The following is a 19,516-nucleotide window of genomic DNA, read 5'->3' as shown; positions in this document are numbered from 1 at the left end:
AATTATTTGTCAGCTTTTTTTAGTGTAATTGCATTTCTTGTATGACTAATATGTTCATAAAATAGTAGTTTATCACGGCTAAATACATGCAGTAAAATATGAATAATGAATAGGCCGTTAATGATAAATAGGAATAACAATGTAACGAGTAATACTAAAGGCTCTGTGTGATTTAAAATAGAGCTACTAGAAAGAATATAATTGATTCCGCCTAGCGCAAAATAAAATATACCGTAGCGAATAAATAGTTCTTTTAATGTAATACGATTTGATTTTCCTTTCACGTGAATGCGAAGCAATGCTTTCCCAATTGTTTTTCCATTCGTAAAGTATGGAATAATAATAAAGTAAATAAGGATTGAACACGTAATGAAAATGAGTTCATACATATTGGTGTAAGATTGCATATTAGAAACGAAGAAAGAATTTCCTTTGTTTTTAACGACAGGTACGACGATAGATAAGAAAATCCAATCAATTTGCATTGCGATAAGGCGACGAATGAATCCGACTGGTTTCGTTTCCAAATTAATATGACTATCTAACTCGTTTGTCTTCGGAAGGAAGTACGTAAATATTGGTGCAATGATAAAACCAATTACGCCACCTAATGTATTTAAAAACAAATCATCGATATCAAATAATCGGTATGCACAATTGTATATACCGTATAATCCAGTCACTTGTGTTAGCTCAAAAAATAGTGAAAGGAAAAAGGAAATGCAAATTGTTTGTAAGAAACTACGTTGGAAATAATAACGTAAGTAAATGCCGAATGGAACAGTTAATAGAACATTAAAGGCAACTTGTAAAAACGCAGTCTCTTTTAATAAGTAGAAATAAGTAGTTGGTTTCGTTAAAACTGCCGATGTATGACTACTAATCTCTTGTATGAAATAAAATGGTGAGAGTTGCATGTGTTGTGTATTAGCCGGTTGTAGGCTACAAGTATCAAACGTTTGTGGCAACGGCAAAATAACAAGAAAATAGGCATTTAATAAGTAAAGTAATAATGAGTATAAAATAAATGAGCGCCATTTATTTAAATAACCGTATTTTCGATAATTAAATATTAAAAAAGGAATTAAAAGAAACATTGCTAAAAAGGGAAATAAAATAAATGCTGTTTTCACTGGAAATAAATATGCAGTCAAAGTAAAACTCCTTTCAATAAAAATTCGTTTATCATTATAGCGCTAAAAATATTTAAATACAAAGTTAAAATCTTTCGAAATAGAAATAATTACTAATTTTATAGGAATTAAGTTATAATAAATTTAATATAAGGATATTATGATTATATAAGTTGAGAGAGGGTACAAGAGATGCGATATGAACTTTTTTCTGTAAGTGGGGATCATATTACGACTTTTGAAAGTGCATGGCGTTTTCAGGAGGGAGAACAGATTTTTGTTCATGATGATCAAACAAAACGAAACTTTATTATTATTCGGCTGACGCATGATGTATTTCAACAAAATAAACATGTTATTCGTTTGTATTGTCAAGAGAAGAAAGTGTATGCATAAGAGAAGCCCTCTTACAGTATGAAAAGTAAGAGGGTCCTTACCTCGTTATTTGTGAACAGCCCAATTGATGAGGGCTGATTAAAGTTTCGCTTTATCATTTTATCCCTCGTAAGGAATAAAAAGAGAAGGGTTAATGCACATAGGTAGCATTTGATTTGGAAGAAAGGATATAGCCTTGTATTTTTTGCTTCAAAGTTTCATTGCCTTCTTTTTGAGAAAGCCATGTATGGTAATCTTGTTGTGTTTTCCATAACATACGAATCATATATTCTGCCTTATCATTTGTACGATGAACATGTGAAAACTCTATGTTAATACAACCGTTCGTTCCAGGGGAAGGATAATATTGTTTAAGCCCATAAAATAGCTCATTTTCATATCCGTACTTAATGTGAATGAGTTTAGTAACTATAAACATATAAACACCTCTTTTACGATAATAGTAGGAAAGATAAAATTACTGTAATAGTGAACTTAAGTAATATTATACTATTCAGAAAATTCTAAGTAAATAATAGGTTTTAACTTAATAGAGGTATAAAAAAGCGAGTCATTCTATTACACTAGATGACTCGCTTTCAATTTGTAAGTTTTACTTTATAAGAAAATAAGAGTAAGTACACCTACGATAATACAATAGAAAGAGAAATATTTTAAATTTCCTTTTGCCATAATGTTCATAAACCATTTTAGTGAAATATACGTCATGATAAATGTTGCGATGAATGCAACGACATATGGTACGAATAATGTGTCTAGATTTGGATCATTTGCAATGTCTGTAATGCTTAACAATAAGCCACCTAAGCTAACAGGAATGTATAGTAAGAATGAGAAGCGAAGAGCTGTTTCTTGCTTCATACCAAGTAACATTGCTGCTACGATTGTGGCACCAGATCGGCTTATTCCGGGAATCAGTGCGCAAGCTTGTGCTAATCCGACGATGATTGCATCTTTTATAGAAAGGTCGCCATCATTTTTACGACCGCGTAAATTTCTAATAATCCAAAGGCCGACAGCAGTAATAAGAAGGGAAACCCCAACCATCTTCACACCTTTTAAGTACTGATCGATGTAATCTTTAAATAAAACACCAATAACACCTGCTGGAATGGTTGCAATAACAAGATAAATAATAAAGAAGAAATCTGATTTTGCGTCTTCTGCTCTTGTAAATATATAAGAGAGACCATTCTTTGTTAGACGAATTAAATCATTTCTATAAATAAGTAATACAGCTAATAATGAAGCTGAATTAACAAGTAGTTCGAAGCTAAACCCTTCTATTTTTAGTCCTAGCAAATGTTGTGCTAAAACGAGATGACCACTTGAAGAAATCGGAATTGGTTCTGTTAGTCCTTGGAACAGACCGAGAATTAAATATTTTAAAACGTAGTAAAATTGTTCCATAATAACCTCCTTGTTTATTAGTTGAAAGAAACAACTTTTCCATTATAACAAAGATATGGATGAATATTGAAAAGAAATAAATATTCAAAATAAAATAAAAATCCCTTATAGAAGTATAAGGGATTTTTATTTTTAATTAAGAAGTTACTGTTTCTTGAAGACTTTTAGACAATTGAACATCGACTTTTTCAGCATCATGAATATGATTCATAATAGTAGTATTTAATTTTTGGAACATTTGTTGTGTGTTAGCGAATTCTCGTAATATGTCATCATTACAAGACTTTTGGTTTTCAATAGCTTTAATAACATTTGTAGCACCATTTTGTAACGTTTGAATCATAACTAAAATATTTTCAATTCTAGCGTTTGTATCGGCGCTCATTTCTACACCTTCATCGACTAAATGTAAATTATCTTTTGTGTTATCGTATGCTTTTTCAATTTCTTCTTGAATTTTTTTCGTTAAGTTGCCTATGTTTTTTGTACTTTCTGCTGTACTTTCTGCTAGTTTTCTTACTTCATTGGCAACGACAGCGAATCCTTTACCGTGTTCTCCAGCACGTGCGGCTTCAATACTCGCATTTAAAGCAAGTAAATTTGTTTGTGCTGCAATGTTTTGAATGACTTCTACAATTTGCTCGATTTCCTTTGAGCGTTCGCTTAGATGATTCATACTATTAGACGTGCGTTGAGATTGTTCACCTAATTTATTAATTACAATAAGTAAGCGGTGAACGGATTCTTTTCCTTCATTAGAGCAGTCAATAATTTCTGCAATAGACTGAATTAAGCTTTGTTCCTTTTGTAACATTTCATTATTTAACTCATTGGAATGTGTCGTACGTGTTGAAACATTTTCGAAACATGAACTTAATTGTTGAACTAAATTTTGAAGTGTATTATGTTGGTTATTTACAAGTTGATGCTCTTGGATAACGCTTTGTACACGATCGTGGATAGTAGAAATAGTCTCTTGCTTTTCGATATCTTTTTGTTTTAATTCTGCTTCTAATTCTTGTATACGCTCTTGTAATTGAGCAATTGTATGTTGGAGTGATTTTTTTTGAGTAAACATGTATTTATTTCAACCGCCTTCGAAAGTTATATTTTCTCTATATTTGGATTTTAGCATCTTTTGTATTTTTTAAATATAGGAATTGTTAAATATTTAAGAATCTATTACATTTTATTCATAATTCTCTTTTTTTCGTCACGAAAAATAAACTGTATTTAATCGTTTTGTAAACAAACTGTAAAATAAATCATGTATAACTGTATAAGAAGGGAGTCGGATTATGAACTATTTTAAGCGAATCAGCTGTCTAGTATTAGCAGGAATTATCGGTCTTTCTAGTACAGTCGCTGTTAAAGCAGAGTCAAACGACGAGAAACTTAACAACATGCAACAGCAATTGCAACAAAACGATGCAGAAATGCAAAAGAAAGAGCAAGAGAAGCAAGCTGTTAGTAAAGAAATTAAAGGTATCGAAAACGAACTACATAATTTAAATAATACAATTGCAAAAAATAAAGAGGATCAAGCTGCTATTCAACGTAAAATCGATGAAACACATAAGCAGATTGAGCAAAAAAAGCAAGAAATTGTCGTTTTGGAGGATAAAGTCCTTGCTCGTAAAGATATTATGAGAAAACGTATGGTTTCTGTTCAAAACAGTTCAAATACAAGTTTAGTAGTAGAAGTTGTAGTAGAATCAAAAAACTTTGCAGACTTCTTACAACGTATGAACGCAGTTTCTACTATTCTAGAAGCTGATAAAGAAATTTTACGTCTACAAGAACAAGATCTTCGTCAAATTGAAGAAGATAAGAAAACAATTGACGAAAAAGAAGCATCTTTAGTAGTAGACAAACAAAAATTAGCAAAAGCGCAAGCTGAACTGCAAGATAACTTGAAAAAGCGTCAAGATAACTTACAAACAGTTCAAGCTAAATATAATGAAGTTGCAAGTCAACTTAATTTAGCAGCGGAAGAAAAAGCTAAAATTGAATCAAATATGAAGACAGTACAAGAAACGATTGCTCGTGAGCAAGAAGCAGCAAGAATCGCAGCGGAAGAGCGTGCAAAAGCAGAAGCGGCTGCAAAAGCAGAGCAAGAAGCTTTAGCGAAAGCACAAGCAGAAATTGCTGAAAAGCAAAAGCAGGAAAAAGCTAGTAAACCAGCTGAACCAGTTGCTAATAATAATTCGAAGGTACAACCTACCAAACCTGCACAACCTGAACCACCTTCTAAGCCAACTGCTGGTGGGAAAGAAATTTATGTAGAAGCTACAGCTTATACAGCTGATCCAGCGGAAAATGGTTATGCACCAGGTCAACAAGTATTTTCTGCATGGGGACACTATAACTTAACTGCAAACCCAGGAATGAAATTAATTGCTGTAGATCCAAATGTTATTCCATTAGGTAAGACTGTAAATGTTGAAGGTTATGGAGTAGCAATTGCAGCCGATACTGGTGGAGCTATTAAGGGGCATAGAATTGATGTTTTAATGCCAGATAAAGGTTCATCAAGTAGTTGGGGCAGAAGAACAGTTAAAGTTACAATTTTAAACTAAAGCGAAATCCAACTTTACAATATGTAAAGTTGGATTTTTTTATAATAATAATGTTAAGTTGAGTTTACATTTTGTTAAGGATAGCATACAATAATGGTGAGAGGTGGTAAATTTGACCATTTTAAACAGAGTAAAAGAATTAAGAGCTCGTTTTAACTTTACGCAAAGCGTATTAGCAGAAAAGGTTGGAGTAACGAGACAAACAATTGCAGCAATTGAAAAAGGGGATTACGTTCCTTCGTTGTTATTAGCACTTACGATTTGTGATGTGTTTCAGTTAAAGATGGAAGATGTGTTTGTTTTAAATAAGGAGGGGGAAGAGGATGAATAGAATTGTTTTTTCTTATATCATAAACGTGCTTTATACTGCTTTAGCATGCTGGACATTTGTTGAATTTTATAGTGTCATTACAGAGTTAGCAGATATAATTAAAAACGAGAAATTCCCATTTGAAGTATGGTTTAATGGAGTACCATTCATTTTATTATTTATTGGAGCAATTATAGTTACAATTTTTTATAGAATTCAAAAGAAAAAATATAAGAATTTATCTTTTTGGATGTATCCATTATTATTTCCACTAGAAGATGAACGTGAAAAAGCGATTACGGATAAAGCTTGCCGAACAACATTTGTATCGTTATGGTTTGTGTTACCTTGTGCAGTTGGATTTTTAACTTTTTCGCCTATTATTAATGAATATCTTCCTGGATACCCATTATATATTATATTTTCGATTTTCTTTATTCAAATGACAGTATTTCACGTATCACTATACAGAAATAAATTAGCATAAAAAGAAACCTTCTTGCACCGGCAAGAAGGTTTCTTTTCAGCTAATACTTGTACATATGGCGATATTATTTTATCATTTTATATAGAGTAAGATTTTGTAAGGGAAAGGAATTGTATATGAATAAGCAAAGAATTTATAGTATAGTAGCAATCCTTCTATTTGTTGTAGGTGGCGTGTTAATTGGAAAGCCATTTTATGATGGATATCAGGCTGAAAAGAAACAGACTGAAAATGTGCAGGCTGTTCAAAAGATGGATTATGAAAAGCATGAGACGGAATTTGTAGATGCTTCCAAAATTAATCAACCAGACTTGGCGGAAGTAGCGAATGCATCATTAGATAAGAAACAAGTAATCGGTCGTATTTCGATTCCAAGTGTTTCAGTAGAACTGCCTGTTTTGAAAGCTTCTACTGAAAAAAACTTATTATCAGGTGCAGCGACAGTAAAAGAGAATCAAGTTATGGGAAAAGGAAATTACGCACTAGCAGGACATAACATGTCTAAAAAAGGTGTTTTATTTAGTGATATAGCTTCTTTGAAAAAAGGCGATAAAATTTATTTGTATGACAATGAAAATGAATATGAGTATACGGTTACTGGTGTATCTGAAGTAACTCCTGATAAGTGGGAAGTTGTAGAGGATCATGGGAAAGATGAGATAACGCTTATTACATGTGTATCTGTAAAGGATAATTCTAAGCGTTATGTTGTTGCTGGTGATTTAGTAGGAACGAAGGCGAAGAAGTAAAAAAAGAAGGTGAACTCTTTAAAGAGTTCACCTTCTTTTTTTACTAATGTTGAGAAATAATAGAATATTTTGGTTTGTATTTAAACATTCTTCTATTTATGTATAATAAAGTTAGAATTCTATTTTGGGGAGGAACAAGAGTGAGACAACAGGTGAAGAAACTTCTTTTCACAACGAGTATAGCGTTATTGGTAACTCCAATTTCAGCTTATGCGCATCCAGGGCGTACAGATGCTAATGGAGGACATACGTGTCGTACAAATTGTGAGAAATGGGGATTACAGTACGGGGAATATCATTATCACAATAAACCAGCTTCTAGTAGTGGTGCAACGAGCCCAGCTCCTAGCCAGAATAATAATAGTGCTGTAGAAGCTGAGAGACAAGCAGAAGCACAGCGCAATACTGAGGCTGAAAAACAACGTGCTGCAGAAGCACAGCGTAAAGCTGAAGAAGAGAGACAACGTGTAGCCGAGGAACAAAGAAAAGCTGAAGAGGCACGTAAGCAAGAGGAAGCGCAGCGCCAAGCTGATATGGAAAAAGGTCAACTTGAAGGTCAAAAGAATGGAGAAACTGATTTTAAAGCAGGAAAAAATGATGCAGAAGTACATGTAGCTGGAAAATCTGATGCATATAAACAAGCGTTTAAAACGACTTATGCAGCCGCATGGTCTTTAGAAGAGCAGAAGAAAACGCATTTTGAAACAGGAAAAGAACAAGGTTTAGCACAAGAGACGATGGACGATAGTCAGGTTGCTCCAGAGTTTAAGGTAAACTTTGCAGACGGGTTCAAAGTAGGGAATAAAGAAAGAACAGAAAAAATTGAAAAAGAGCAAGCTGAGTTAGGGGAAAAGACAGGGAAAGAACTAGCTGAAAAGAATCCTGGAAATAGAGAGAAAGAAGTATACGTGAAGGCATATGAAACAGCGTATGAAAAAGGCTATAAGTCTACAAAAAAGGCAGTAGAAAAGGCTGGCTATAAGTATGCATTTGAAAACTATGATTTAAAAGTTCCTGCTAAGTATGAAAGAAATGAATTGTTAAAGAAATGGTTTACTGAAGGATTTAAATCGAATAAAAAAGCAGCGGAAATTCGAGAAGAAGGGTATAAAAAGGGAGACAGCTGGTTCTCATTCTTCTATAAGAGTTTCGTACCAAGTGAATATAAAGAACATAAAGAGCTGTACGAACAAGCAATTGAAAAAGGTAAAACAGCATAAAAAAAGATGAGGAGAAATTCCTCATCTTTTTTAATCCATCCATTTCACTAATTTTTTAGAAATTAATAATAAAACACAGCCTAGTACAATTGCCACAGCGCCAATAACTGTGAATACTTCAGCGTATCCAAGTGAAGTTGTGAAGCTTGCAAGTTGTCCGCCTAAAATGTTGGCGATACCTGAACTTGCTAGCCATACACCCATTAGTAAAGATGCTAATTTTACCGGAGCAAGCGCACTAACCATTGATAGTCCGACAGGTGATAAGAATAGCTCACCTAACGTATGGAAAAGATACGTAAAGACGATAAACAGTAAGTTTGCTTTTTCTGTAATGTTATGTTCATCACTACCTGTTTTTAATGTAGCGATAACGAGAATGATATAACCAATACCGAGCAAGATCATACCAAGTCCCATTTTAGTTGGGATTTTTAAATCACCCTGCTTGCGAGTTGCAAGTTTTGCCCATAATGCAGAAATGACTGGAGCAAGTAAAATAATAAATAATGGATTGACCGATTGGAACCAAGATGTTGGAACTTCCCATCCGAACACAGAGCGGTCTACAAATTTGTTTGTATATAATGTTAATGAGCTACCAGCTTGTTCAAATCCAGCCCAGAAGAAGACAACGAAGCATGTTAAAATGACGATAACTGCGGTACGTTGTTTTTCTTTTTTTGTTAATGGTGTATCTCCTACTGATGGTTGTCCAGCAGCTGTTTGTAAATCGCGAGTTGGTTTTTTACCGATATTACCAAGGAAGCGATTTGATAGTGTTGTAAATAAAATTTGTCCAATGATCATTCCGATTGAAGCGGCTAAGAAACCGTAACGGAATCCGTAATGTACAACGCCATCAACTGTTGTTTTGAATAAATTTTCTGATAAAAATCCGCAAACGAGTGGAGCTAAAAATGAACCGACGTTAATACCCATATAGAAAATGGTAAATGCACTATCACGTTTTGGATCGTTCTCTTCGTATAATTCTCCAACCAGTGTAGAGATGTTCGGTTTGAAGAATCCGTTACCGATAATAATAAGCGCTAATCCGAGGTATAGGCCTAATTGGTTTTGCAAGGCAAATAGTGTAAGGTTACCGATTGCCATTGTTATACCACCAATTGTGATTGCTTTTCGTCTACCTAGAAAACGGTCTGTTAAGTATCCACCAATCATTGGTGTGAAATAACAGGCTCCAGTGTAAAATCCGTAAATAGAGAGTGCCCATGCGGGACTAAACCCAAGACCACCGCTTACTAAAGCTGTCGTTAAATATAATGTTAATAATCCTCGTAATCCATAGTAACTAAATCTTTCCCACATTTCTGTAAAGAAGAGTAAGTATAAACCTGGAGGATGTTTCTTTTTTCTTTGTTGTTCTCTTTCTAGTTGTATCGCTGATTCCATGTTATTTTCCTCCTGACACAAACAAAAACAAAGTTAATAATTTTGTACATTTAATATTTTACCTTATTAACTATTATAAGTCAATAAAGGTTGATTTTTCAGAAGAAATTGGAAAAGAGGAATAGCTATAGAATGGGTGTTTCTTTTGTGATAGACTATGGACTATGTTTTCTTTGTAAGGAAGCGGGTTATTGTACTTTTTTATATGTGAAATTGATTTCATAAAAGATGAAATTAAAGAAGGAGAAAGAAATGAAATTGTTACAGAAAAAAGAAATTTTACTTATTAGCCTTATGTTATTCTCTATGTTCTTTGGAGCAGGGAATCTTATATTTCCACCTTTCCTTGGGTATGAAGCAGGAGAACATGTTTGGATTTCATTAGTAGGGTTTATTATATCAGCAACAGGTCTTCCTATATTAGGTGTTATCTCTATTGCAAAAGCAGGAAGTTTTCAAACGTTAGCGGGTAGGGTTCATTCTTCATTTGCAATTATTTTTCCATGTATCGTGTATGTATTTATTGGACCTGGGCTTGGTATACCACGTGCGGGAAGTTTAGCTTTTGAAATGGGGCCAGGTCAGTTATTCCCTGAAACAGGAAACGGATTATTATTGTTTTACACAGTTATTTTCTTTAGTATTGTTTACTGGTTAAGTTTATCCCCATCTAAATTAATGGGGTTGTTTGGAAAAGTATTGACGCCGTTATTATTATGTATGATTGCACTCATTTTTATAAAGAGTATGTTTACAACGGTAGGAGATATGAAAGAACCAATAGGGAACTATGGACAAGCTCCTATGTTTCAAGGGTTTTTAGATGGATATTTAACAATGGATGCGTTAGCTGCTTTAATCTTTGGAATTGTTATTGCAAATGCATTACGTGCAAAGGGTATTGAAGATGATAAAGGTTTAGCGAAATATATGAGTATTGCTGGAATTGGGGCAGGACTATTATTATCTATTATTTATGTCATCCTTGGATATGTGGGGGCAATTAGTGGCTCATTAGGAACATTTGATAACGGTGCGAAAGTGTTAGCACAAGTTATGATTACATTATTTGGACAGGGCGGAGTCGTTTTATTAGGTCTTATTTTTACTATCGCGTGTTTATGTGTTTCAATTGGACTTGTTACGTCTTGTAGTCAATTTTTTGCGAGTGCATTTCCGAAAGTATCTTATAAAGTGTGGGCATTTATAGTAAGCGTTGTTAGTATGATCTTAGCTAATTTAGGATTAACGCAAATTTTAAAAGTATCAGTACCAATTCTTGGATTTATTTATCCAATTGCATTAACGCTTATTATTCTAGGGTTATTCCATAAGTATATTGGGAAGTATGCATACGTATATGCAGTAACTGTTTGGATTGTAGCAATATTTAGTGCAATTGATATTTTAAATAAAAATGTAATGATGAATCAGTGGACGTCAGTATTAAAATACATTCCGTTTTATACAGAAGGTGTTGGGTGGATTGTTCCAGCTATTATAGGCATGTGTCTTGGTTTCATCGTTAGTATTGCTTTAAATAAGAATAAATGAGTAAAAAGGTGTTTTCCTATTTTGGGAAGACACCTTTCTTTTTTTGGAAAAATACTATTGAAAATGAATAGACTAAGAGTATGATAAAGATAATTGGTAATATATAGGTTTAATGAGAGTTACGAATAAGGGGGTAGCATATGAAGAAGGATTTGGATAAGAAAATAGAAGCACTCGAAACGGCAATTGAAACGATTCAAGAAGCACTTGCTGAATTAAAGGTGAAGCAAAGGGAAATAGAAGTAGAAAACGCTCAGCAACATGTTAGTAAGGAAAAGAAGGAATATATTGAAACGGTAATGGAGGAAAAGCCAAAAGAAGAAATAGTTACGATAAAAGAGTCTGTGCAAGAACGTGAGGTAAAACAAGTAGATATATCTGCTTTTAAACCAGAGCCATTTAATATTATTAAGTTTTGTCAAACGTGGTTACCTCGTGTATTTGTCGGTATTATGTTGCTTGGAGTGATCTGGTTATTTAAAGCAGGGGTAGATGCTGGTTTATTAACACCAGCGATACGAATTGTGTTTGGTATCGCATTATCTATCGGGTTGTATTATATAGGAGATATTCAAATTAAAAGAGAGCGGCAAGCGTTAGGATTAGTATTAGCTGGAGGAAGTATTACCGGGATTGTTCTAACGACGTTTGCAGCACATTATTTGTATGCATTTATTCCGGCAAGCGTCGCGTTTCTCTGTAATATTGCATGGGTTATTTTAGGTATTTATTTAGCGAAAAGATATCAATCGGAATATCTCACTATTTTCGTAGCGGTCGGTGCGTTCTTCGTACCATTCTTGTTAAATAGTACGACTCCGAATCCTTATATTTTCTTTGGATATGAGACAGTATTAACACTTAGTTTATTATGGTATGCGTTGAAAAATCGTTATAAATACTTATATATGATTTCTTACGCTGTTGCTGCCATTGTCCTTTTCGTTTTCTTTGCTGTTATGTCAATGTTAGTAGAGAACTTGCAAATACAGTTAACGATTGTATATGGTTTGATTCATTTACTATTATTTTGGCATATGTTTACGGAGAGAAGTTTTATACTAGAGCCACGTTTGGCGATATTTAGTGCGAATGCAGTGTTCTTTATACTAGCTATTTCAAAAATACCTGATTTTACAACATGGGGATTAATTATTAGTGCAATCGTGCATGCCGCTATGTTCGTATTTGAATATAGGAAAAATAGACATTCTACATTTACAAATCTCTTATTTGGTTTCGCAATGGGAGCATTTAGTTTAGCAATTTTATATGAGTATAGTTTAGTGAATGCAGCGATTGTACTATTATTACAAGGTTTCCTCGGCATGGTCACTTCTATTAAAGTAAAACAACAGATAAAATTGTATGTTAGTGCGACGGTTTACGCAATTGGAATGATACAGACTATTTTTAGCCCGTTTGATCAATTTATTTCGGCAGGCTTTGTTGCTCATCTTATTTTAATAGGAACGTTCTATTATTGCATGAGAGAAGTGAAAGAAGTATTAGCGAGCTTCGGCAAATATATGTATTCTATAGTGCTCTATTGGTTTATGATAATTGTATTTATTACAATTACGAGAATCGGTGAAGTTTTATCTACAGATGGAAGCGTAATTAGTGTATCAGTATCGTTATTATGGATGGTATATGCATTATTTGCGGTTTGGTTTGGAAGAAATAGAAATATGAATGAAATATTATATGCTGGTTTAGTCGTTTTAGTCGTAACGGTAGGGAAGTTATTCTTACTTGACTTACCAGAGGTATCGATGATGATTAGGGCAGTGTTATTCCTAATCGTCGGTAGTATAGGTATCGTTATTTCAAGAATGTTTTTCTCGAAGGAAGAGAAGTGAGAAGAAGGCAATCCATGTATGGATTGCCTTTTTTATTATTTCTTATTAATCGTTACAGTTTCATTATATTTCGTTGTTGTATTTTGGCGTAGACGAAGCGTTGCTTGTCCAGTTGTATTTGAATCAATCTGTACATTTACAACTTTCTCAGCAGAGCCTAAGCTGTTTGTTGTGAAAGAAAATGCACTACTATATCCGAAAGTAGATGGCCAAGTGCCGTTTGCATTTTGTACTTTAGCCACTTGTGTTCCACCAGTAGTGAAGATACCTAAAGAATAGTTGTTATAAGTTGTATTAGGTAGTAAGTTGTTTACTTGAATCTTCATTTGGAAAATTTCATTGTTTGGTAGAATGCTAGGGTGTGTAACGACGTAGTCGCTTGTTGTTACCGCACCGTTATAACCGTATGAACCTGGTTTAAAAGTATTTGTATTAAACCATTGATAACCTGCATTTGGTGCGCTCCAAGGTTCAGGTTGTGGTTCTGTTGATAAGCTTGGCTGTTCAAATGTTTGTAGAGCTGTAGGTGAATCAAGTTGTAAACCATTTACTTGATCTAAACTTGTAAATGTCTCTTTATTTGATAACCAATTTACGATGTTTTCTAATAAGATAGCATCGTTTTCTTCTTTATAACCATCGTAAGTTTTCTTTGTTTGGCCAGAATCTTCACGAACGTACTTTGGCGTAGCATCTTCAACAGGAGAAGAGTCACCAATAAAGGCAGCTTTTCCAAGTCCTACTTTTGCAATTGCAGCATATGGGCCTTCTGCAATACCACCGCCATTATAAACGCCGCTATCAACAGCGTTATTCCATTTTGATGGATTTTCTGGAAGGTAAACAAGTCCTTTTGCTAGTTTTGGATTTGTAATTGCCAGAGTAGAACCAGCATGCATTGCTACAGACGAAACACCTTTTGTAATTCCGAAAGATTGTTCAGGCGATACAATTGTTTTCGCTGAAACATCACCAAGTGCATTGTAGCGGAAGCGAATACCGAAGTTGTCAGAGAGCCAATCAGAGCTTTCTACTCCTTGCATAGCTTGTGAATTTGTTTCTTCATTAGACATTCCTTTTGCTGGATTATCCCAAGCACCGCGTCTATATCCATTAAATACTTCAGAAGAGTCCCAGCGATTTTTATTACGATCTGCATTGTAATGATCAGCAATAAAGAAGATACTACCACCATTTTTTACATATTGTAACATAGCGTCCTGCTCAGATTTTTTGTAAGGAATATTAGCTTCTGGAACGATAAATACATTGTAATCTTTTAAATCTTCGTACGTAATAGGTGTTGATTTACGAAGTTCCTTTACGTGATATCCGTTTTTTGCAATGCCGTTTCCGAAGTCAGAAAAGCCGCCGTCAATAACCCAGTCAGCTGTCCCAGCAGTTTGACCGTGTGTATTATCAAATAATACTTTCTTCCCATTGTTTTGATTTACAACTTTTGCAGCAATTTCAGGAGCTGGGTCTACAGAGCTTTCGGCATAAGTAGACGGTATGAACGAGGTCCCTATACTTAGTGTAATTGCTGTTGCTAAAGAAAATGTAATCCATTTTTTATTCTTCATAGAAGAATCCCCCTAATAATAAATATATGTGCTTTAATAATGTAATTTATTTTTCTGTAAAAATAAAGACGGAAAACATAAAAAATATTAAAAGATTGTAAAAATACCGTGAATTATGTTGAGAAATATTTATATAGATATAAAAACATCCCTTCCAAGTAATAAGGAAGGGATGTTTTGCTTAACTAATTTTTGAGTTAGGTGTTTCATCAATCTTATGAAACCCTTTCATGTAATATACGATTGCTAAGCCGATAAGCCAAATTGGGCCAACAATCAATGCAATTCGTGTATCTTCTGAATACGCCATTATACCTAATACTAATATAAGGAAAACGAGTGAGAAATATGAGCTTAATGGGTATAAAGGCATTTTATACGATAACCTTTGTTTATTTTGAGTAGGCAAGCTTTTACGGAATTTAATTTGAGCAACTAATATAATGCCCCAAGTCCAAATTGCGCCGAAAGTTGAAATGCTAGTAAGCCATGTAAATACCTTTGCAGGTACGAGATAGTTTAATATAACACCAATTAGTAAAACGATAGCAGTTGCTACAATTCCTTGGCTTGGAATGCCATTTTTATTTAAACGACCAAATCTTTCAGGAGCTTTTTTCTGCTGAGCTAATGTATATAGCATACGGCCTGTACTAAATAAACCACCGTTACAAGAAGAAAGAGCTGCTGTTAATACGACAAAGTTAATAATACCTGCTGCTTTTGCGATACCAATTTGCTGGAATGTTAATACAAATGGACTGCCTTTCTCACCAAGTTCGTTCCATGGATAAATTGCCATCATAACGAATAATGCCCCAACGTAAAAGAGTAGAATTCTCCAAAATACGTTATCAATTGCCTTTGCGAGTGTTTTCTTCGGATTTTGAGCCTCACCAGCTGTAACACCGATTAATTCAACGCCTAAGTAAGCGAATAGTACCATCTGCATGGAGAGTAGTAACCCAGAAAATCCATTTGGGAACCAGCCACCATGTGACCAAAGATTTGAAATACCAGTAGCGATACCACCGTTTCCGAATCCGAATAAAATAATACCAGCTCCGACTACTATCATACAGATAATTGTGACAATTTTAATGAGAGCAAACCAAAACTCAAGTTCTCCAAATACTTTTACCGATAAGAAGTTAAAAGCGCTCATTAATAATAGAGCAAGTAATGCCCAAGTCCAGCGCGGGATATCAGGGAACCAGTACTGCATGTAAATGCCAGCTGCTGTAATTTCAGCCATACAAGTAACAACCCATAAGAACCAGTAATTCCAACCAGTAATATAACCAGCGAGTGGTCCAATATAATCATATGCATATTTACTAAAAGAACCAGCAACAGGTTGTTCAATTGCCATTTCCCCAAGCGCTCGCATAATAAAAAAAATAACGAGACCGGCAATCATATAGCCTAGCAAAATAGAAGGACCTGCTAGTTTAATGGCGGAAGCGGATCCTAAAAATAGCCCAACGCCAATAGCTGAGCCCAGTGACATTAAAGTAATATGTCGTTCTTTTAAACCACGATTTAAAGTTCCAGATTTGTTTGTGTGCTGCATAAGAAGAATCCCCCTTGTAGAGTGAACGATATTTGAATGCGTTTACTAAATATTTAACTATTTCAAATTATAAAACATTTCTATCTGTTATGCTACAAAAATAATCATAATGAACTGTACTACATCTGTACTTGTCAGACTTAAACTTAAAATTCGAACTATTAGGGAATATATTGACTCTTCTTTTTATTGATTGTTAAGATTAAGTATTATATTTTCTCACATACTAGTAAGAAAAAGAATGTGTGATAATAATTCAGGTGTAGGAAGGGTACATAAGCATGTTTCAATTACAAAAATATAACACTTCTGTGAAGCAAGAGTTTTTAGCTGGCATCACAACTTTTTTTACATTTGCGTATATTCTTGTCATCAATCCAAAAATATTATCTGATGCAGGTGTACCATTTGACCAAGCGTTTACAGCAACAATTATTGCAACCGTTGTTGGAACAGTAGGTATGGCGATTTTCGCGAATTACCCGATTGTTATTGCTCCAGCTATGGGAATGAATGCATATTTTGCTTATTCTGTTGTACAGAAGGCAGAAGGGATTACATATGTAGTTGCCTTTTCAGCTGTATTTGTAACGGGGATTATTTTTCTTTTATTATCTTTTACTTCGTTTAGGCAAAAGTTAATTTTAGCAATTCCTGATAGTTTAAAGCATGCAATTGCAGGTGGAATTGGACTATTTATTGCTTTTATTGGATTGCGCCTTTCTGGAATTATCGTGGATCATCCGTCTAATTTAGTTACGATTGGTGATTTTCATTCTCCAGCTGTTATTTTAACTTTAATTGGTTTAATATTAGCGGCGGTATTAATGACATTGCGTGTGAGCGGTGCATTATTTATTAGTATGATTGTGACAGGAATTATTGCCTTCTTTACAGGGCAATTGAAGTTTGCTGATAAAATTGTGGCGATGCCTCATTTACCAGAGGGTATCATCGTTTCAAACCCAATCAATGCCTTTTCAGATGTAATTGAATACGGATTATACGGCGTTGTATTTTCATTTTTACTTGTACTTTTATTCGATACAACAGGTGCATTACTTGGTTTAATTAAACAAGCAGGTTTAATTACAGACAATACAGAGAAGCGTTTTGGTAAAGCGTTTATTGCAGATGCAATTGGCGGGACTACAGGTTCTATCTTTGGAACAAGCCCAACAGCAGCGACGATTGAATCGTCAGCAGGTATTGCTGCAGGTGGTAAAACTGGGTTAACAGGGATTGTAGTTGTTGGTCTAACAATTATAACGGCATTTTTTAGTCCTGTTATTGCTTCTTTATCAAGTGTAGCCGCTATTACAGCTCCTTCATTAATTATAGTAGGTAGTTTAATGGCACAAAGCATTCGAGATATTAATTGGAATGAATTTGAAGATGCGTTACCAGCATTTTTAATTTTTATAGGTATTCCGTTAACATCTAGTATTGCAAATGGAATCGCAATTGGATTTTTAGTATATCCAGTCTTGAAAATTGTGAAGGGTAAAGGGATGGAAGTACATCCATTACTATACTTATTTACAATTTTATTTGGATGTCATTTATTCTTATAATATAGGAGAGGGGGCTTCTTATGAGGGGCTCCTTTTTTGTGTATAATAAAGTGAAACTTAAATTAGTAATGTAAAATATAAATTACTTATTGGAATATATATTATAATAAGGGTGGAGGAGAAAGAAACAGTAAACAAAAACATAGACAAAAGTAGGCATATATAGTGAAAAGTAATTATGAAACAATATAAACCGAAAGAATTTTCAGAAATGCTTAATGTCTCTGTTAAGACATTGCAAAGGTGGGACAATCAAGGTGTTTTACCTGCTTACCGGAACCCAAAAGGAAGAAGATATTATACAGAAGAACAGTATAAGAAATATATGGGTATTCAAGAAGAACTTGTTCAGGATTTAATATCTATCATTCATGTATTTAGCTGTAGAATATATGGGTTGAGAAAATACGAAAAGAAAATGTCGGAGGATGAAGACTTATGAAAAGAGCATATTTAATAGAAATCAAACCGACAACTGAACAAATTAGTAAAATCCGTCAAACTATTGGGGTGTGTCGATATGTATATAACCTGTATATCTCTAAAAATAAAGAGGTATATGAGTCGGAGGGGAAATTTCTTAGTGGTTATGACTTTTCCAAATGGTTAAACAACATTCATACAAAAGAGTGTGACCAGTGGATTAAAGAAGTGTCGAGCAAAGCGGTAAAACAAGCGATTATGAATGGAGATAAAGCTTTTAAGCGGTTTTTTAAAGGTTTATCTAAGTTTCCACGATATAAAAAAAAGAAGAAGCAAGATGTGAAGTGCTACTTTCCGAAAAACAACAAAACAGATTGGATAGTAGAAAGACATAGAGTAAAAGTCCCTACAATTGGTTGGATAAGGTTAAAAGAGTATGGATATATTTCAAAAAATACAACTGTAAAAAGTGGTACAGTATATCAAAGAGCAGGAAGATACTATGTGTCTATACTCTGTGAAGTGAAAGAGGTAAAACCAAATGCAACTCTCAATACAGTAGGTCTAGGAATTGATTTGGGAATTAAAGACTTCGCTGTACGTAGCGATGGAAAAACTCACAAAAATATAAATAAAACAGTACAAGTAAAAAAGATAGAAAAACGGTTAAAACGTGAACAACGCTCTTTATCACGCAAATTTGAAAATATAAGAAAGAGAGGTGAACAACCTGTTACTAATAAAAGAGCGAATATAAACAAAAATATTCTTAGGGTGCAACAACTACATGCTAGGCTAGCAAATATTCGATTAGCGTATGTAAAGTCTATTGTAAATGATGTGGTGAAAACCAAGCCAACGTTTATTGTAGTAGAAGATTTGAATGTGAAAGGTATGATGAAGAACAAACATCTATCTAAAGCTGTAGCGCAACAATGTTTTTATGCTTTTACAACATGGTTATTAACGAAATGTAGGGAATATGGAATTGAACTACGGCAAGTGGACAGATTCTATCCATCTTCTAAAATGTGTTCATGTTGCGGTCAAAAAAAGTCGGATTTAAAGCTGTCTGACCGAGTATATACATGTGAATGTGGCAATGTAATAGATAGAGATTTAAATGCGTCAATCAACCTTTTACAAGCAAAAAAATATACAATACTAACGTAAATAGATTGTATATATGTACGGTGGGCTACATCGGAATTTACGCCTGTGAAGTGTCACAGCAAACTGTAGTAGCA

17 protein-coding genes and 1 pseudogene are annotated in these 19,516 nt (G+C 34.1%); 11 read left to right on the top strand and 7 right to left on the bottom strand.

Annotated elements, in window-relative coordinates; translation table 11 throughout:
- Positions 1–2: 2 nt before the first annotated feature.
- Positions 3–1,154: a VanZ family protein gene (locus MKY38_RS18865; RefSeq protein ID WP_341049419.1), complete on the bottom strand. Its 1,152-nt coding sequence runs from the start codon at positions 1,152–1,154 to the stop codon at positions 3–5.
- 171 nt (positions 1,155–1,325) lie between these two features.
- Here MKY38_RS18865 and MKY38_RS18860 point away from each other — a divergent pair, with 171 nt between their 5' ends.
- A complete protein-coding gene (locus tag MKY38_RS18860) occupies positions 1,326–1,529 on the top strand; it encodes a hypothetical protein (RefSeq protein ID WP_001268332.1) in 204 nt (67 codons plus the stop codon).
- Positions 1,530–1,659: 130 nt separating this feature from the next.
- Here MKY38_RS18860 and MKY38_RS18855 read toward each other — a convergent pair whose 3' ends face one another.
- From MKY38_RS18855 to MKY38_RS29345, 3 genes and pseudogenes are all read right to left on the bottom strand, one after another.
- Entirely contained in the window at positions 1,660–1,947 is a 288-nt protein-coding gene (locus MKY38_RS18855; RefSeq protein ID WP_025710079.1) for a hypothetical protein, read from the bottom strand.
- Between the two features lie 179 nt (positions 1,948–2,126).
- Positions 2,127–2,939 (bottom strand): undecaprenyl-diphosphate phosphatase, encoded by an 813-nt coding sequence (locus MKY38_RS18850; RefSeq protein ID WP_065223121.1) that lies wholly within the window; start codon positions 2,937–2,939, stop codon positions 2,127–2,129.
- 136 nt (positions 2,940–3,075) lie between these two features.
- A pseudogene (locus MKY38_RS29345) lies at positions 3,076–3,576 on the bottom strand (methyl-accepting chemotaxis protein); the annotation flags it as partial.
- Between the two features lie 661 nt (positions 3,577–4,237).
- Between MKY38_RS29345 and MKY38_RS18840 the strand changes: the two are divergent.
- From MKY38_RS18840 to MKY38_RS18820, 5 genes are all read left to right on the top strand, one after another.
- Positions 4,238–5,518 carry a 3D domain-containing protein gene (locus MKY38_RS18840; RefSeq protein ID WP_001105790.1) on the top strand — a complete coding sequence of 427 codons (1,281 nt, stop codon included), beginning with the start codon at positions 4,238–4,240 and terminating at the stop codon, positions 5,516–5,518.
- Between the two features lie 112 nt (positions 5,519–5,630).
- A complete protein-coding gene (locus tag MKY38_RS18835) occupies positions 5,631–5,849 on the top strand; it encodes a helix-turn-helix transcriptional regulator (protein ID WP_000154019.1) in 219 nt (72 codons plus the stop codon).
- Complete coding sequence (locus MKY38_RS18830) at positions 5,842–6,315, top strand: hypothetical protein (RefSeq protein WP_001080041.1); 474 nt, start codon at positions 5,842–5,844, stop codon at positions 6,313–6,315. The genes MKY38_RS18835 and MKY38_RS18830 overlap by 8 nt, the downstream gene beginning before the upstream one ends.
- 116 nt (positions 6,316–6,431) lie before the next feature.
- The gene (locus tag MKY38_RS18825; protein ID WP_001041727.1) at positions 6,432–7,064 is read left to right on the top strand and encodes a class A sortase; all 633 of its coding nucleotides are present in this window, start codon (positions 6,432–6,434) and stop codon (positions 7,062–7,064) included.
- 140 nt (positions 7,065–7,204) lie between these two features.
- Complete coding sequence (locus MKY38_RS18820) at positions 7,205–8,284, top strand: YHYH domain-containing protein (RefSeq protein WP_341049412.1); 1,080 nt, start codon at positions 7,205–7,207, stop codon at positions 8,282–8,284.
- 30 nt (positions 8,285–8,314) lie between these two features.
- Here MKY38_RS18820 and MKY38_RS18815 read toward each other — a convergent pair whose 3' ends face one another.
- The gene (locus MKY38_RS18815) at positions 8,315–9,700 is read right to left on the bottom strand and encodes a peptide MFS transporter (RefSeq protein WP_000443143.1); all 1,386 of its coding nucleotides are present in this window, start codon (positions 9,698–9,700) and stop codon (positions 8,315–8,317) included.
- Between the two features lie 252 nt (positions 9,701–9,952).
- Between MKY38_RS18815 and brnQ1 the strand changes: the two genes are divergently transcribed.
- On the top strand, positions 9,953–11,254 hold the full coding sequence (gene brnQ1, locus MKY38_RS18810; RefSeq protein ID WP_065223118.1) for a branched-chain amino acid transport system II carrier protein BrnQ1: 1,302 nt from the start codon (positions 9,953–9,955) through the stop codon (positions 11,252–11,254).
- A 140-nt stretch (positions 11,255–11,394) separates the two neighbouring features.
- Positions 11,395–13,116 carry a DUF2339 domain-containing protein gene (locus tag MKY38_RS18805; protein ID WP_065223117.1) on the top strand — a complete coding sequence of 574 codons (1,722 nt, stop codon included), beginning with the start codon at positions 11,395–11,397 and terminating at the stop codon, positions 13,114–13,116.
- A 35-nt stretch (positions 13,117–13,151) separates the two neighbouring features.
- On the opposite strand, the gene MKY38_RS18800 is transcribed toward MKY38_RS18805, so the two are convergent.
- Together MKY38_RS18800 and MKY38_RS18795 are read right to left on the bottom strand one after the other, a co-directional pair.
- Positions 13,152–14,699, bottom strand: a complete 1,548-nt coding sequence (locus MKY38_RS18800; RefSeq protein WP_065223116.1) for a DNA-binding protein — start codon at positions 14,697–14,699, stop codon at positions 13,152–13,154.
- 181 nt (positions 14,700–14,880) lie between these two features.
- A complete protein-coding gene (locus MKY38_RS18795; RefSeq protein WP_001164898.1) occupies positions 14,881–16,272 on the bottom strand; it encodes an amino acid permease in 1,392 nt (463 codons plus the stop codon).
- 281 nt (positions 16,273–16,553) lie between these two features.
- Between MKY38_RS18795 and MKY38_RS18790 the strand changes: the two genes are divergently transcribed.
- The 3 genes from MKY38_RS18790 (at position 16,554) to MKY38_RS18780 (ending at position 19,442) form a co-directional block, all read left to right on the top strand.
- Positions 16,554–17,846 carry an NCS2 family permease gene (locus MKY38_RS18790; protein WP_000487192.1) on the top strand — a complete coding sequence of 431 codons (1,293 nt, stop codon included), beginning with the start codon at positions 16,554–16,556 and terminating at the stop codon, positions 17,844–17,846.
- Positions 17,847–18,024: 178 nt separating this feature from the next.
- Positions 18,025–18,288, top strand: a complete 264-nt coding sequence (locus MKY38_RS18785) for a MerR family transcriptional regulator (RefSeq protein ID WP_025710075.1) — start codon at positions 18,025–18,027, stop codon at positions 18,286–18,288.
- Positions 18,285–19,442 (top strand): RNA-guided endonuclease InsQ/TnpB family protein, encoded by a 1,158-nt coding sequence (locus MKY38_RS18780; protein WP_078385511.1) that lies wholly within the window; start codon positions 18,285–18,287, stop codon positions 19,440–19,442. The genes MKY38_RS18785 and MKY38_RS18780 overlap by 4 nt, the downstream gene beginning before the upstream one ends.
- The last annotated feature ends 74 nt before the right edge of the window (positions 19,443–19,516 follow it).

Origin of the sequence: Bacillus sp. FSL R5-0585 (assembly GCF_038004545.1) — a bacterium.
GTDB classification, from domain to species: domain Bacteria; phylum Bacillota; class Bacilli; order Bacillales; family Bacillaceae_G; genus Bacillus_A; species Bacillus_A cereus.
Note: the sequence above shows the minus strand (reverse complement) of the source record. Positions and strands in the feature narration are given on the sequence as shown.

What these genes read in the sequence shown, in the direction of transcription:
- MKY38_RS18815 (WP_000443143.1), bottom strand. Translation starts at nt 9,700, where the DNA reads ATGGAATCAGCGATACAACTAGAAAGAGAACAACAAAGAAAAAAGAAA.
- MKY38_RS18855 (WP_025710079.1), bottom strand. Translation starts at nt 1,947, where the DNA reads ATGTTTATAGTTACTAAACTCATTCACATTAAGTACGGATATGAAAAT.
- MKY38_RS18780 (WP_078385511.1), top strand. Translation starts at nt 18,285, where the DNA reads ATGAAAAGAGCATATTTAATAGAAATCAAACCGACAACTGAACAAATT.
- MKY38_RS18785 (WP_025710075.1), top strand. Translation starts at nt 18,025, where the DNA reads ATGAAACAATATAAACCGAAAGAATTTTCAGAAATGCTTAATGTCTCT.
- MKY38_RS18840 (WP_001105790.1), top strand. Translation starts at nt 4,238, where the DNA reads ATGAACTATTTTAAGCGAATCAGCTGTCTAGTATTAGCAGGAATTATC.
- MKY38_RS18850 (WP_065223121.1), bottom strand. Translation starts at nt 2,939, where the DNA reads ATGGAACAATTTTACTACGTTTTAAAATATTTAATTCTCGGTCTGTTC.
- MKY38_RS18790 (WP_000487192.1), top strand. Translation starts at nt 16,554, where the DNA reads ATGTTTCAATTACAAAAATATAACACTTCTGTGAAGCAAGAGTTTTTA.
- MKY38_RS18795 (WP_001164898.1), bottom strand. Translation starts at nt 16,272, where the DNA reads ATGCAGCACACAAACAAATCTGGAACTTTAAATCGTGGTTTAAAAGAA.
- MKY38_RS18805 (WP_065223117.1), top strand. Translation starts at nt 11,395, where the DNA reads ATGAAGAAGGATTTGGATAAGAAAATAGAAGCACTCGAAACGGCAATT.
- MKY38_RS18830 (WP_001080041.1), top strand. Translation starts at nt 5,842, where the DNA reads ATGAATAGAATTGTTTTTTCTTATATCATAAACGTGCTTTATACTGCT.
- MKY38_RS18800 (WP_065223116.1), bottom strand. Translation starts at nt 14,699, where the DNA reads ATGAAGAATAAAAAATGGATTACATTTTCTTTAGCAACAGCAATTACA.
- MKY38_RS18860 (WP_001268332.1), top strand. Translation starts at nt 1,326, where the DNA reads ATGCGATATGAACTTTTTTCTGTAAGTGGGGATCATATTACGACTTTT.
- brnQ1 (WP_065223118.1), top strand. Translation starts at nt 9,953, where the DNA reads ATGAAATTGTTACAGAAAAAAGAAATTTTACTTATTAGCCTTATGTTA.
- MKY38_RS18825 (WP_001041727.1), top strand. Translation starts at nt 6,432, where the DNA reads ATGAATAAGCAAAGAATTTATAGTATAGTAGCAATCCTTCTATTTGTT.